This is a genomic window from Stenotrophomonas sp. GW821-FHT02D01 (assembly GCF_059421765.1).
In genome coordinates, this window is sequence record NZ_JBWKVP010000001.1 from 699,785 (window position 1) to 714,376 (window position 14,592).

Consider the following 14,592-nt stretch of genomic DNA (forward strand, 5'->3'; position numbering starts at 1 on the left):
GCACATGCCCGGGCGCAGCGGCGAAAAGGTCTACGACGCGCAGCGCAGGCCGCTCACCCTGGAGCGGTTGCTCAAGAGTGGCGGTGCGGGCAGCGTGTTCACCCTCAAGGAGCGGCCGCGCGAAGTGGCCAAGCTCTACCATTCGGACAAGGACGCGCGCGTCTACGAGCGCAAGCTGCAGGCGATGCTGGAGCTGCAGCCGGACCTGCCGCCGATGGAAGGGCAGGGGGCCGACCAGGTACAGATTGCCTGGCCGATAACCCTGCTGCGGGATCGCAGTGGGCGTTTCATCGGCTTCACCATGCCGATCCTGGATCTGTCGGCCACCAGCGATCTGGAGCATGTGCTGCAGGAGCGGCAGGCACGCGCCGAGGGCCTGCCTACCGGCCTGGGCGCGAAGATGACCTTGGCGGCCAACCTGGCGGTGATGCTGGCTGCGCTGCACCGGCGGCAGCACTATGTGGTCGACCTCAAGCCGCTGAACGTGCGGTTCTATCGCAGCACCTTGTTCATCGCGATGCTCGATTGCGATGGTTTCAGCATCCAGGGCAAGGGCGAGCGCTTCCCGGCCGGGCAGGTCACTACCGACTATCTGGCGTCCGAGTTCCAGCAGCCGGGGGTGAAGCCGGGCCAGGAGGAGGCGCAGGATCGATTCGCGCTGGCGGTGATGGTGTTCCAGCTGCTCAATTCCGGCCTGCATCCGTTTGCGGGCCGGCCGCAGGGGGCGACGGTGCCCAGTGACCTGCCGGCGCGCATCGCCGCCAACCTGTACCCATATGCGCGCGGCAAGCCGCATCCGCGGATGTTGCCCTCGCCGGTCAGCGGCCATGAGATGTTCCCGCCGGCACTGCGCGACATGTTTGATCGTGCGTTCTCGGCGCAGGCGCGGCGGCGGCCTTCGGCGCAGGAATGGGCCACGCTGCTGCTGGACTACGCACGGCGCAACGCCGGTCAGCTGGTGGCGTGCGGCAAGGATGCGGCCCACCAGCATTTTGTCGGCATGCCCTGTGCCGCCTGCGCCCGCGCGGAACTGCTGGCCGGCAGCGCCCGCGCGGCGCAGACTCGCACGCGGCAGAAACCGAACAAGGCCCGCAAGCAGCGTGCACGCACCGCCGCGCGCGTCGCCCAAGCGCAGCCGGTCGCCGCGCAGGCATCGGCGGCCAGCGGCGTCCCCGGTGTGATGTCGCGGGTGACGATGGCGGTGATCGGCACGCTGCTGCTGGGCTGGGTGATGGGCTGGGGCATGCCGGCCTACCGCCGCTACAGCGCGCTGGTAGACCCGGGCATCTGGGATGGCGTGGGGCTGGCCGTGCAGATGGCCATGCTGGCGATCGCGATCCTGCTGTTCATCCTGTTCGTGCCGATGCTGATCATGAGCAAGCGCCCATGAAGCTGCTGGGTGTACTGGCCGTGCTGTTGCTGGCGCTGATCGGGATGGCGCCGTTCTGGGGCGACCTCGGCGTGCTGGTCTACAGCTCGATCGGCTGGCTCGGACGAGTGCTGTCGAGCGGCGTGTTGAGTGATGGCAGGGCGGCGTTGCGTGCTGCGCTGCTGATCGGCGGAGCGGTGTCGGTACTGTCATTCCTGCGCGTAGCGGTGCAGGACCGGGCCGTGGACTATCTGATCGCGTCGGTGATGTTCGGCTTCCTCTCTTTCGTCGTCTTCATCGTCACCGGCATTTCCGGGGATGGCGCTACGGGCGCAGGAAGCGGTCAACAGGGGCCGAGCTCGGTACTGGTCGGCGAGGATCGCACTACGGTTCCGCGCTGGTACTCGCGCGGTCATTTCGAGCGGGAAATGCTCAACAAGGTGCACGAAACCGCGCGCACTGCTGCCCGCGGCGATCTGCCGCGTACGCAGGCGCTGATGCAGGAGCTGGATCTGTGGGCGCGCAATGGCCCCGTGCTGCGCGAAGACCGTACCGAGTACGAGCGCCTGCGCGCGGCGTACAACGAGACCATCGAGACCCTTGCCGCCCGGTCCGGCCGCCGCACGCAAAGGACGGCGGGGCTGGCCAGCGATGCGGGCGCGATGGTGGACCGGCTGACGGCGGAGGAAGCGCGCGAGCTGGAGCTGAAGCAGGTCGAGCTGCTGCAGCAGATGTGGAAGCTCTCGCCATCGAGCACCTCGGTTGCGATGCGCCTGCTGGCGACGGATCTGCAGGAGCTGGCGATCCGCTCACGGTGGTCGCCGCGCAAGCCGTTCGACCGTGAGGGCGACGCGGCACTGGAAGAGCGCCTGTGGCGCGTCCACGGCACGCAGGAGGTGTTGTTCGCCTATGCACCGCTGGAGGAGCGTCTGTGGAATGCCTACGCTTCGACGATGGTCGACACGGACGAAGAGCTGGCGCTGGGCGCGCTGGTGATTGCCGGACTGATCGACCGCAGTGACAAGAACGCTTCGTCCGATCCCGCCCGGTTCGACGTGAACACGCTGCTGATTGGCAGCGACGTGTTCATGCTCTCGACGCTGCTGGCCAGTGCGTCCGAAGACCGCATGGAGATCCTGACGGCGCGCGCGACACTGCTGCTGGGCGATGACGATCGGCAGGCGAAGGCAGGCAAAGGCAATGCGCCGGACGCCGCCGACACCGCCGCAGACCCCGCTGGCCCGGCGGTCTCGGAGCCTTCGCCGCCGGCGGTCCCGAAAGCGGACACCGCCAGGCAGGCGCAACGCGCGATGCCGCCAGCGGGGATGCTGGTCGATCGCAAGGGCTTGGCGCTGCGTACGTCACCCTCTCTGCCGCCGTCGTCGCCACCAGCAGAGTATGGGCAGGTGCTGGTCGACCTGCCCGCCGCCGGCTTCAAGGACCTGCGCCATGGCATCCCGCTGCGCGCACCTGTGGAGGCCGACACCATGGTGACCCTGCAGGTGGATGTCTGGCAGACCGGCGTGGTTACGGCGGTGCTGGTGGAAGGCAGCAGTGGCAGCCCCCAGCTGGATGAGGCCGCGCGCCGGGGCGCACGCACCTGGCTCAGCGCGTCGAAGGTGCCCACAGGCGGCGAGCGCAGGCAGGTGACGGTCGTGTTCAAAGCGCCTGTCGCAGCCACGCCGCCGGCGGTGACCGTGGACGCACCAGCGCCGACGGCCATGGACCCGCCGCCGCCGCAGCTGGACCCCGAGCAGGCGCTGGGCGCGCAGTTGGCGGCGATGACGCGCCGGCATCCCCCGCGTTATCCGCGTGGTGACGGGGAGACGGTGCTGGAAGGCAGCGTCGAGCTGCTGATCACCATGTCAGCCGAGGGGCGCGTGCTCGATGTGACCGTGGACCGCAGCAGCGGACATCCTGCGCTGGATCGCGCCGCCCGTGAGGCTGCACTCCAATGGCATGTCACCCCCCGGCGGCCGGTGACCACGGTCAAGCAGATCACCCTGCGTCTCCCGGTGCGGTTCCAGGGCGGCTGACGGAGCAGCCCGAGACGCGGCCGTCACCGCGCCCGCACCGGTTGCCGCAGCACCGTTTTCAGGCGAGCAGGCTCTACCTTGCGTGGGTCGCCCAGGTAGATCTCATGATGCGGCCCGGCGAAGGTCAGCCCCTGAGCCGGCATGATCCGTTCATGCAGTTCGGCCAGTGTCGGGCCCTCGTCATCGTAGGCGCCTACATGCAGCGTCTGCAGGCACAGGCCTTCCTCGTAAAGCGCCAGGCGCAGGCTCTGCGGCGCGGTACCGCGCTTGTTCGATGCCTTGGCCACCGCTTCGTTGAAACGCGGAACGCCGACGTCCAGCGGCGTGCGGATCATCATCGTCCAGCGCCACGCGTGCTTGCGCCGTGCCACGAAGCTGGACGGGTCGTCGGCCCACCACAGTCCCTCCAGCGGCGGCACCACGTAGTCCCGTCCTTCGGCCTTCATCGCGAACTTCAGTGCGTAGCTGACCGAGTACAGCCACTCCACCGCATCGCGATAGGCCGGCGCCTGGTTCGGATCACCTTGGCCATCGACCATCACGAAGGACATCGGCGGCACCTCGATCCGCACGAACGAGCCGGCCGGTGGCCGGTACAGCGCCTTGTCCTGCGTCTTGAAGTCGATCTTCGCCCGCGTGGCTGCGGACCGGGTCATTGTACGGCTCCGTTGGCAGGCCCCTTCAGCTCCACCGTGTTGCCGTCCGGATCCTTGAAGTACAACGACAATCCGTCGCCCTCGGCACCGAAGTTGACTTCGGCCGGTCCCGGCACCGGTACGCCGTGGGCGGCCAGGTGGGCGACCAGCGCCGCTTCGTCGAAGGGGTGCACGCGCAGGCACAGGTGGTCAACGTTGCGCCCTTCGCTGCCCGGTCCGCTGCCGCCGTGGCGACCGAGCGTGCCGTCCAGGCTGATCAGGTCGATCATCGATGCACCTGCGCGCAGGTGCACCAGACCCAGGTGCTCGCGCCGCCGCACCACCGCGCAGCCCAGCACCTGGCCATAGAAGGCTTCGCTGCGGGCCAGATCGCGCACCCTCAGCACCAGGTGGTCGATGCGTTCAACGCTGAAGGGTCTTTCCATGCCGGGTTCCTCGAAGAATGGGGGGCACAACTTGCTGAACCTGTTCAGTCGACTTTGCCGAACGAGGGGCCTCGTCGTCCTCGTGGCCGATGCTACGCCGCCATCCCCGCGCGTTCTGCCTCTCACAATGGCGCGGTGCGACAACGTGTCGCATCCAGATCCGGGCCTTTCCTGCGCCTGATCATTGTCAATGCCTTTCTTAAATGGTGGGTGACGGCCTAAAATTGAAAGGCTGACTCGACCCCACCTCACCTGCCTGTCTTCTGGACGGGTGGGCCCGGCTTTGGCCGGTGCGGGCAGGACGGGGAACGGCATTCCCTCGCAATTGGATCGACCGATGATTCCGTTGAAAACCCTTGGGCGCTGGTTGCGCCCGGGCCTGCTGCTCGCATTGCTGGTGATGCTCACCGGCTGCGATGCCGTGGCCATCCTCAGTCCGAAGGGCCAGATCGGCCAGGATGAAAAGACACTGCTGATCACGGCCACCGTGCTCATGCTGCTGGTCGTCATCCCGGTCATCATCATGACCCTGACCTTCGCGTGGAAGTATCGCGCCTCCAACACCAAGGCCCGCTACGAGCCGAAGTGGTCCCACTCGACGGCGATCGAGGTGGTGGTGTGGTCGATCCCCTGCATGATCGTGCTGGTCCTGGCGGTGCTGACCTGGCGGTCCTCGCACGCGCTGGATCCGTACAAGCCCCTGGAATCGGACGTCAAGCCGGTCACCATCCAGGCGATCTCGCTGGACTGGAAGTGGCTGTTCATCTATCCGGAAGAGAAGATCGCGGTCGTCAACGAGATCAAGTTCCCGGTCAACACCCCGCTGAACTTCGAGATCACCTCCGATACGGTGATGAATGCGTTCTTCATCCCGCACCTGGGCAGCATGATCTATTCGATGGCGGCGATGGAGACCAAGCTCCACCTGATCGCCAACGAGACCGGTGAGTTCCCGGGCATGTCCTCGCACTACAGCGGTGCAGGCTTCGCCAAGATGCATTTCACTGCCTACTCGGTCACCGATGCGCAGTACCGCCAGTGGCTGGACCAGGTCCGTGCCGGCGAGCAGAGCCTGGACAAGGCCTCGTTCAAGGCGCTGGGCGAAGCGAAGAATTCCGAGTGGTACCCGGTCACCTACTTCGGCAAAGTTGAAGAGAACCTGTTCGATTGGGTCATCGCCAAGCACATGGGCGACAACAAGCACTACGGCATGAAGCATTCCCACGCCGGTGCCGCTGCTGCCGACGCTGCCAGCCATGAAGCGCACGAGGGCCATGCCCCGAGCGACGCCCATGAGTCCAAGGAATCCGGCGAGAACCTGGATGCCACCGAACACGAACACGCAGGCCATGCCGGCCACGCGGGTTCGGGAGAATGAACATGTTGGGAAAACTCTCTCTTGAGTCGATCCCCCACGATCCGATCGTGCTGACCACCCTGGTCGGCGCGATCCTTGGTGGCCTGGGCGTCGTCGCCCTGATCACCAAGTTCAAGCTGTGGGGCTATCTGTGGAAGGAGTGGTTCACCTCGGTGGATCACAAGAAGATCGGCGTGATGTACATCATCGTCGCCTTCGTCATGCTGCTGCGCGGTTTCTCCGACGCGATCATGATGCGTACCCAGCAGGCCATCGCCGTCGGCGGGTCCGAGGGTTACCTGCCGCCGCACCACTACGACCAGATCTTCACCGCCCACGGCGTGATCATGATCTTCTTCGTGGCGATGCCGCTGATCACCGGCCTGATGAACCTGGCCGTGCCGCTGCAGATCGGTGCGCGCGACGTCGCGTTCCCGTTCGTCAACTCGCTCAGCTTCTGGCTGTTCGTGTCCGGTGCGGTGCTGATCATGCTGTCGCTGTGGATCGGTGAATTCGCCGCCACCGGCTGGCTGGCGTTCCCGCCATTGTCGGGCATCGAGTACAGCAACAATGTAGGTATGGACTACTACATATGGGGACTACAGGTGGCGGGTCTGGGTACCACGTTGAGTGGTATCAACTTCTTCATCACCATCCTCAAGATGCGCACCCCGAGCATGAAGCTCATGCAGATGCCGGTCTTCACCTGGACCGCTCTGGTGACCAACGTGCTGATCGTCGCCGCCTTCCCGGTGCTGACCATCACCCTGGTGCTGCTGACCCTGGACCGTTACCTGGGTACGCACTTCTTCACCAATGACGGTGGCGGCAACGCCATGCTGTACATCAACCTGATCTGGATCTGGGGCCACCCGGAAGTCTATATCCTGGTGCTGCCGGCCTTCGGCGTGTTCTCCGAGGTCATCGCGACCTTCTCGCGCAAGGCCCTGTTCGGCTACAAGGGCATGGTCTACGCCACCGCCTGCATCGGCGTGCTGTCGTTCATCGTGTGGCTGCACCACTTCTTCACCATGGGCTCGGGTGCCAACGTCAATGCCTTCTTCGGCATCACGACGATGATCATCTCCATCCCCACCGGCGTGAAGATCTTCAACTGGTTGTTCACCATGTTCCGCGGTCGCGTGCAGTTCACCACGCCCGTGCTGTGGACCATCGGCTTCATGGTCACCTTCACCATCGGCGGCATGACCGGCGTGATGCTGGCGATCCCGGCCATCGACTTCGTGCTGCACAACAGCCTGTTCCTGATCGCCCACTTCCACAACGTCATCATCGGCGGCGTGGTGTTCGGCATGTTCGCCGGCATCACCTACTGGTGGCCGAAGATGTTCGGCTTCCGCCTCAACGAGTTCTGGGGCAAGTGCGCGTTCTGGTGCTGGTTCATCGGCTTCTATGTGACCTTCATGCCGATGTACGTGCTGGGCTTCATGGGCATGACCCGTCGTCTGCAGAGCACCGTCAACCCGGCCTACGAGCCGTTCCTGCTGGTGGCCGCTGTGGGCGCCTTCATCGTGGGTGCCGGCATCCTGTGCCAGATCATCCAGGTGGCCGTGTCGATCCGCGACCGCAAGAAGACCGCCGACCTGACCGGCGACCCGTGGGATGCCCGTACGCTGGAGTGGGAAACCTCTTCGCCGCCGGCCTTCTACAACTTCGGCACCCTGCCGGAAGTCACCGAGCTGGACGATTTCTGGGAGCGCAAGCAGCGTGGTGAAGCCTGGCCGAAGCCGGCCAAGTACACCGACATCCACATGCCGCGCAACACCGGCACCGGCGTTGTCATCGGCGCCTTCAGCCTGGTGTTCGGCTTTGCGATGATCTGGCACATCTGGTGGCTGGCCATCATCGGCTTCGTCGGCATGATCGCCACGTTCATCTACCGCACCTTCGACCAGGACGTGGACTACTGGGTCCCGGCTGCCGAGGTGGAACGCATCGAGAACGAACACCGCAAGCACCTGGAAGCCCAGGGCCTGGTGAAGTCGGAGCTGAAGGCATGAGCACCAATACCTCGACCCTGAGCCACGGGCACGCCGCACACGCGGCGGCCCATGGCCATGACGACCACGAGCACCACGACACCGGCGGCAACACCGTCTTCGGTTTCTGGGTGTACCTGATGAGCGACTGCCTCATCTTCGCCTCGCTGTTTGCCACCTACGTGGTGCTGGCCGGCGGCACTGATGGCGGCCCCGGCGCGAAGGACCTGTTCGAGCTGCCGTTCGTGGCGTGGGAAACCGCGCTGCTGCTGACCTCGTCGCTGACCTTCGGCCTGGGCATGATCTCCATGCACCGCAAGCAGGTCGGCCAGATGTTCCTGTGGCTGGGCATCACCTGGCTGCTGGGCTTCGGCTTCATGTGCATGGAAGTCTATGAATTCCAGCACCTGATCCATCAGGGCTACGGTCCGGACCGCAGTGCCTTCCTGTCGGCGTTCTTCGCCCTGGTCGGTACCCACGGCCTGCACGTCAGCGCAGGCCTGCTGTGGCTGCTGGTGATGTTCGTGCAGCTGAAGAAGTACGGCCTGACCCCGACCAACAAGACCCGCATGGCGTGCCTGAGCCTGTTCTGGCACTTCCTGGACCTGATCTGGATCGGCGTGTTCTCCGTCGTCTACCTCAATGGAGCGCTGTAATGGCACATGACAACCATGCACACGACCACGCCGCCGGCGGCGAAAGCCACGGCACCGTGAAGTCGTACCTGATCGGCTTCGTGCTGGCGGTGGTGCTGACCGTCATCCCGTTCTACATGGTGATGTCGGGTGATTTCTCGCGCACCGTCAACGGTGTGGTGATCGCCATCACCGCGGTGCTGCAGATGCTGGTCCACCTGGTGTTCTTCCTGCACCTGGACCGCTCGTCGGAGAGCCGCTGGAACGTCAACGCTGCGGCCTTCACCGTGGTGGTGATCGGCATCATCGTGGTCGGTACCCTGTGGGTCATGCACAACATGAACGTGCACATGATGCACTGACGTCTTCGCGACGTTGCCACGCAGAAAGGCCGCCCCCGGGCGGCCTTTTTGTTTGTTGCGCGATCGCGGGGAACGCATCCACGCATGGCGTGGATCTACCAGTCACCGCGAAGTCCCCGCACAGTAGATCCACGCCATGCGTGGATGCGGTTGCCTCTAACCCACCTTGCGCAGGAATTCCTCGGCCTCCATCGGCCGCCCCAGGTGGTAACCCTGCAGCTGGTCGCAGCCCAGCTCGCTCAGGTAGTCGCGCTGGGCCTGGGTCTCCACGCCCTCGGCCACCACCTGCAGCTGCAGGGTACGGCCCAGCGCGATGATCGAGGACACGATGGCGGAATCTTCGTCATTGCGTTCAAGGTCATGCACGAACGCCCGGTCGATCTTCAGCTCGGTGGCCGGCATGCGCTTGAGGTACAGCAGGCTGGAATAGCCGGTACCGAAATCATCGATGGCGATGTGCACGCCCATCGCGGTCAGGTCGTTGAGGATCGCCAGGCTGGCCTCGACATCCTTCATCGCCGTGGTTTCGGTGATCTCCAGGGTCAGCCGCGCCGGGTCGATGCGATGCCGCTGCAGGACCGAACGCACGCTTTCAAGCAGGGCCGGCGAGGCGAACTGCAGCGGCGACAGGTTCACCGCCATCGTCCAATGGCTGTGTCCGCCGTCATGCCAGGCGCGCAGCTGCGCGCACGCCTGGTCCAGCACCCAGTCGCCGATCGGCAGGATCAGGCCGCTGCGCTCGGCGATGGGAATGAACACGTCCGGTGCCAACAGGCCCAGTTCCGGGTGCTGCCAGCGCAGCAGCGCCTCGGCGCCGGTGGCCGGTGCATCGGCCGCCGGGAATTTCGGCTGGTAGTGCAGCAGCAGCTCGTTGCGTGCGATCGCCTTGCGCAGGTCCTGCAGCAGCCGCAGCTGGCGGTTGGCACTGAGCTGCATCGAGGGAATGAAGAAGGTGTAGCCGTTCCGGCCGGTTTCCTTGGTGTGGTACATCGCCGCATCGGCATGTGCCATCAACTCGCGTTCGTCGCTGGCATCGTCCGGATACAGGGCAATGCCCAGGCTGGCGGTAACCTGCAGCTCGGCCGCGTCCAGCACGAACGGTTCACCGGCCGCGGCGATCACCCGCTCGGCGACCACCGCCGCATCATCAGGTGCATCGATGGCCAGCACGATCACGAACTCGTCGCCGCCGAGGCGGGCGAGGGTGTCCTGCGGGCGCAGCTGCGCCCCCAGGCGCTGGGCCACCGCGACCAGCAGGCGGTCACCCAGCTGGTGGCCATAGGCATCGTTGACGGCCTTGAAGCCATCCAGGTCGCAGAACATCACCGCCACCGACTGCTGGCGGCGTTGCGCCTTCTCGATGGCCTGCTCGATGCGATCCTGCAGCAGCATGCGGTTCGGCAGCTGGGTCAGCGGATCGTGCAGTGCGGCCTGGATCAGCTTGTCGTTGGCGTGCGCCAGGGAATCGGCCAGCAGGCCGGTGCGCACGCGCATCTGGCGGTCGAACAGCGAGGCCACCAGGGCGATGCCGAGCGTGGCCAGGGTGGTCACGATCACCAGCACTGCCAGCCAGCGGGGATCGATGCCGCCGCTGCCGATGGCGCCGCAGACGCTGCCTGCCGGGAAGCGCGCGGCGGCCATGCCGGTGTAGTGCATGCCGACGATGGCCAGGCCCATCACCAGCGACGCCAGCATCCGCAGGCGCACCGTGTTGCGCTGTTCCACGCGCAGCCGGAAGGCAATCCACAGCGCTGCACCGGCGGCAGCGATGGCCACTGCGATCGACGCGGCAAACCAGCCGGGGTGGTAATCGATACCGGGCTGCATGCGCATGGCGGCCATGCCCAGGTAGTGCATGGCGGCGATACCCAGTCCCATCAGCACCGCACCCGCGGCCAGCCGCTGCAACGGCAGGCTGGGGCGCGACACCAGCCACAGCGCATAGGCCGACGCGCCGATCGACACCGCCAGCGAATACAGGGTGATCGCCAGGTCGTAACCGACCGGAACCGGCAGCTTGAAGGCCAGCATCGCGATGAAGTGCATCGACCAGATGCCCAGGCCCATCGCGGCGGCACCGCCGGCCAGCCACCAGCGGGCGACCCGGCCCTGGGCCGTGGCCAGGCGGCCGGCCATATCCAGCGCGGTATACGATGCCAGCATGGCCACCAGCAACGAGATGGCGACCAGGCTCTGACTGTAACTACCAGTCATGTTGAATCCAGAGGAGGAGGGAGGGGCGCCCGCAAGGCGCACGCCCGCCACCGCTATCGGCACCGACGGGTGGGACTTGAGTGGTCGCAGCAGCTGCGACCCGGCTCGGCTATCCTGCCACGCTCGTTGCCCCTGCAGGAAATCTCCGATGGCCAAAGCCCGCACCGCGTATGTCTGCAATGAATGCGGCGCCGAATACAGCAAGTGGCAAGGCCAGTGCACCGAGTGCAATGCCTGGAACTCGCTGTCGGAAATCGTTCTTGAGAGCGCTGCGGCGGCCAAGGCGCCCGCGTCGCGCCGTGCCGGCTGGGCGGGCAAGATCGACCCGCCGAAGATCACCGCACTGAAGGACGTGGCGCAGACCGAACACAACCGGGTCAGCACCGGCATCGGTGAATTCGACCGCGTGCTCGGCGGCGGCCTGGTCGAGGGCGCGGTGGTGCTGGTCGGTGGTGATCCGGGCATCGGCAAATCCACCCTGCTGCTGCAGGCGGTGGCGAAGATGGCCGCGGTCCTGCCGGTGCTCTACGTCACCGGTGAAGAGTCACTGGCCCAGGTCGCCGGCCGCGCGCATCGGCTGGAGCTGCCGCTGGAGGGTGTCAACGCGCTGGCCGAGACCGGTGTCGAATCCATCCTGCAGCACGCCACCAAGAGTGGGCCGCGGCTGATCGTGGCCGATTCGGTACAGACGCTCTGGACCGAGACGCTGACCGCCGCGCCCGGTTCGGTCAGCCAGGTGCGCGAGAGTGCCGCACGGCTGGTGCGTTTCGCCAAGGAAACCGGAACCGCCGTGTTCCTGGTCGGCCATGTGACCAAGGAAGGCGGCATCGCCGGCCCGCGCGTGCTGGAGCACATGGTCGATGCCGTGCTGTATTTCGAAGGCGAGAGTGGCAGCCGCTTCCGCCTGCTGCGCGCGTTCAAGAACCGCTTTGGTGCGGTCAACGAGCTGGGCGTGTTCGCGATGGGCGACAAGGGCCTGAAGGAGGTCTCCAATCCGTCGGCGATCTTCCTTTCCGGTGCCAGCACGCACCAGCCGGGCAGCTGCGTGATGGTTACCCGCGAGGGCACCCGGCCGCTGCTGGTGGAAGTGCAGGCGCTGGTCGACGCCTCGCCGCTGTCCAATCCGCGCCGCGTGGCGGTGGGGCTGGAGCAGAACCGCCTGGCCATGCTGCTGGCGGTGCTGCATCGGCATGGCGGCGTGCTGGTCGGCGACCAGGACGTGTTCGTCAACGTGGTCGGCGGCATCCGCGTGCAGGAGACCGCCGCCGACCTGCCGGTGCTGCTGGCGGTGCTGTCCTCGCTGCAGGACCGTCCATTGGCCGAGAAGACCATCGCGTTCGGCGAAGTGGGCCTGTCCGGTGAGATCCGGCCGGTGCCCAACGGCGAGGATCGCCTGCGCGAGGCGGCGACCCACGGTTTCAAGCGCGCCATCGTGCCGAAGGCCAATGCCCCCAAGGGCGGCTCGGTGAAGGGCATGGAGGTGATCGCGGTCGAACGCCTGTCCGAGGCCATCGACGCGGCGTGACGGGGTCGGGTGCGTGCTCGGACCTGCAGATGCGGCCGACGGCACAGCAGCGGTCAGCCAGCCTGTGCTAGTTTTCCCGGCTCGACGAAGGCGCCCCCTGGCGCCTTTCCGTGGCAAGGAGTAATCGTTTACATGCAGGACCCGATGTTCAGCACCCCCGCCGCCGAAATCCGCCGCGCCGGGGTCGATCTCAATGGACTGATGACGGTGCTGGGCAAGCACCTGTATTCCACGCCGATGGTGGCGCTGCGCGAGCTTGTGCAGAACGCGCACGATTCGATCATCCGTCGCCGTATCGAGCAGCCCGGCATCCAGAGTGTGTCGCGCATCGACGTGCAGGTTGATGTCGCCGCCGGCGTGCTGCGCATCACCGATACCGGTGCCGGCCTGACCCGGCAGGAAATCCACGATTACCTGGCCACGGTCGGTGTCGGTTACACCCGGGGCCTGCGCCAGGACGGCGAGGACGATGAAGGCCTGATCGGCATGTTCGGCCTGGGTTTCCTGTCGGCCTTCGTATTGGCGCGCCGTGTCAGCGTGCGCACCACCTCCTACCAGACACCAGAGCTGGGCCACCTGTACGTGTCCAGCAACGCCGAGCAGTACACCGTCAGCGAAGTGCCGGCGCGCGCGATCGGCACCGAGGTCGAGCTGGAGCTGCATCCGGACTTCCTGCCGCTGGCCAACGAAGCGCGCCTGCACGAGGTGCTGGGCCGCTACTGCGCGCTGCTGTCCGAGCCGATCTTCATCGGTGCGGCGGCCGCCGCGATCAATCCCGAACCGCCGCCATGGCGCGGGCAGGGTGACGTCGCGCTGCATCCGGTGCAGGCGCGCCGCCAGGCGCAGCAGTTCGCGGCCCGTTTCGAACACGATTTCGAGCCCATCGTGACGATGCCGCTGCAGTCCGATGGCAGCAGCGACGCCGTCGGCATGCTCTGGGTGCAGGACGGTGCCACCTACGGCACCAGCGACAACCGCAACCTGTCGGTGTTCGTGCGCGGCATGCTGCTGGACGACGATGCACGCGACCTGCTGCCGCCGTGGGCCGGTTTCATCGGCGGGGTGATCGAATCGTCGAAGCTGACCCCGACCGCCAGCCGCGAGGACCTGCAGCGCGATGACCACTATCGCGCCGTGCAGCACGCCCTGCTGGAAGCGCTGATCGATGGCCTGGCCGACGTCGCGCGGCAGCAGCCCGAAGCCTGGCGACGCGTGCTCAGCCGCCACAACGAGGCCCTGCTGGGCGCGGCGCTGTGCGATGAGCGCCTGTTCGACCTGCTGCTGGAACACGTGCGCGTGCCGACCTCGCAGGGTGACCTGCCGGCCAGCGCGTTGCCGGCGCGCGGCGCGGTGCATGTGATCCTCGACAACGGTGGCGGCTTCGAGGAAATGCTGTTCCGCGCGATGGGCGTGCCGGTCGCGCATGGTCATCGCTACGCGGTGGTGCCGTTCCTGCGGCGCTGGGCCCAGGCCAAGGGCCTGCGCCTGGTCGAACTGGGTACCGAGCAGGGCAATCGCGCACTGTTCCGCACCGACGACAGCCTTGACGATGCGCAGCTGGCCTGGCTGCGCGAACACCTGGGCGATGGCGAACAGCTGCTGCCCGCGCGGTTCAGCCCCGAGGCGCTGCCGGTGGTGGTGGTGCCCGACCGCGAGGCCGAACTGAAGCAGCGCCTGGAAGACGACGAGAACGACAAGCGCGTATCGATGGCGGCATTGCGGCTGGCGCGCCAGTTCACCGCGCGCATCGAGGCGCGTGCGCCGTCGCGGCTGTACCTCAACCTGGACAATCCAGCGGTGCAGGCGTTGCTGCAGGCCCAGCGCGAGGGCCACCCGCAGGCCGGGGCGGCCGCGCGCCTGCTGCGCTCGCTGAAGATCATCGTGTCCGCACAGGGCCGGCCGCTGCAGCAGAGCGCGGCGATGCCGGGCCCCGATCTCAATGGTGCATTTACCGACATTGCCGGTGCCCTGCAGCAGATGCTGCGCTGAGCACCGCTACCCCCTCTCATCCAG

At 66.4% G+C, this 14,592-nt stretch carries 11 protein-coding genes; 8 read left to right on the forward strand and 3 right to left on the reverse strand.

The features are described 5' to 3' along the window. Positions 1-4 precede the first annotated feature (4 nt). Together AC07UW_RS03280 and AC07UW_RS03285 are read left to right on the forward strand one after the other, a co-directional pair. Complete coding sequence (locus tag AC07UW_RS03280) at positions 5-1,390, forward strand: hypothetical protein (RefSeq protein WP_495211430.1); 1,386 nt, start codon at positions 5-7, stop codon at positions 1,388-1,390. Then, complete coding sequence (locus AC07UW_RS03285) at positions 1,387-3,405, forward strand: energy transducer TonB family protein (RefSeq protein ID WP_495211431.1); 2,019 nt, start codon at positions 1,387-1,389, stop codon at positions 3,403-3,405. Before AC07UW_RS03280 ends, AC07UW_RS03285 begins: the two co-directional genes overlap by 4 nt. Before the next feature lie 23 nt (positions 3,406-3,428). Here the strand turns inward: AC07UW_RS03285 and AC07UW_RS03290 are convergent, their stop codons facing one another. Then, positions 3,429-4,061: a GyrI-like domain-containing protein gene (locus AC07UW_RS03290; protein WP_495211432.1), complete on the reverse strand. Its 633-nt coding sequence runs from the start codon at positions 4,059-4,061 to the stop codon at positions 3,429-3,431. Further along, the gene (locus AC07UW_RS03295) at positions 4,058-4,486 is read right to left on the reverse strand and encodes a VOC family protein (RefSeq protein WP_313248793.1); all 429 of its coding nucleotides are present in this window, start codon (positions 4,484-4,486) and stop codon (positions 4,058-4,060) included. Before AC07UW_RS03295 ends, AC07UW_RS03290 begins: the two co-directional genes overlap by 4 nt. Positions 4,487-4,823: 337 nt before the next feature. Between AC07UW_RS03295 and cyoA the strand changes: the two genes are divergently transcribed. Genes cyoA through cyoD form a run of 4 tightly spaced genes read left to right on the forward strand, consistent with a single transcriptional unit; the run spans position 4,824 to position 8,840 of the window. After that, positions 4,824-5,864 (forward strand): ubiquinol oxidase subunit II, encoded by a 1,041-nt coding sequence (gene cyoA, locus AC07UW_RS03300; RefSeq protein WP_312109752.1) that lies wholly within the window; start codon positions 4,824-4,826, stop codon positions 5,862-5,864. Between the two features lie 2 nt (positions 5,865-5,866). Continuing rightward, on the forward strand, positions 5,867-7,864 hold the full coding sequence (cyoB, locus tag AC07UW_RS03305; protein WP_223494538.1) for a cytochrome o ubiquinol oxidase subunit I: 1,998 nt from the start codon (positions 5,867-5,869) through the stop codon (positions 7,862-7,864). Next, positions 7,861-8,499, forward strand: a complete 639-nt coding sequence (gene cyoC, locus AC07UW_RS03310; protein WP_025873832.1) for a cytochrome o ubiquinol oxidase subunit III — start codon at positions 7,861-7,863, stop codon at positions 8,497-8,499. Before cyoB ends, cyoC begins: the two co-directional genes overlap by 4 nt. Further along, positions 8,499-8,840 (forward strand): cytochrome o ubiquinol oxidase subunit IV, encoded by a 342-nt coding sequence (gene cyoD / locus AC07UW_RS03315; RefSeq protein ID WP_025873831.1) that lies wholly within the window; start codon positions 8,499-8,501, stop codon positions 8,838-8,840. The genes cyoC and cyoD overlap by 1 nt, the downstream gene beginning before the upstream one ends. Positions 8,841-8,996: 156 nt before the next feature. Here cyoD and AC07UW_RS03320 read toward each other — a convergent pair whose 3' ends face one another. Beyond that, positions 8,997-11,054 (reverse strand): putative bifunctional diguanylate cyclase/phosphodiesterase, encoded by a 2,058-nt coding sequence (locus AC07UW_RS03320; protein WP_483021130.1) that lies wholly within the window; start codon positions 11,052-11,054, stop codon positions 8,997-8,999. Between the two features lie 148 nt (positions 11,055-11,202). On the opposite strand from AC07UW_RS03320, the gene radA reads away from it, so the two are divergent. Both radA and AC07UW_RS03330 read left to right on the forward strand, forming a co-directional pair. After that, on the forward strand, positions 11,203-12,579 hold the full coding sequence (gene radA / locus AC07UW_RS03325) for a DNA repair protein RadA (RefSeq protein WP_025873829.1): 1,377 nt from the start codon (positions 11,203-11,205) through the stop codon (positions 12,577-12,579). Between the two features lie 132 nt (positions 12,580-12,711). After that, the gene (locus tag AC07UW_RS03330; RefSeq protein WP_495211433.1) at positions 12,712-14,568 is read left to right on the forward strand and encodes an ATP-binding protein; all 1,857 of its coding nucleotides are present in this window, start codon (positions 12,712-12,714) and stop codon (positions 14,566-14,568) included. Positions 14,569-14,592: the final 24 nt, after the last annotated feature.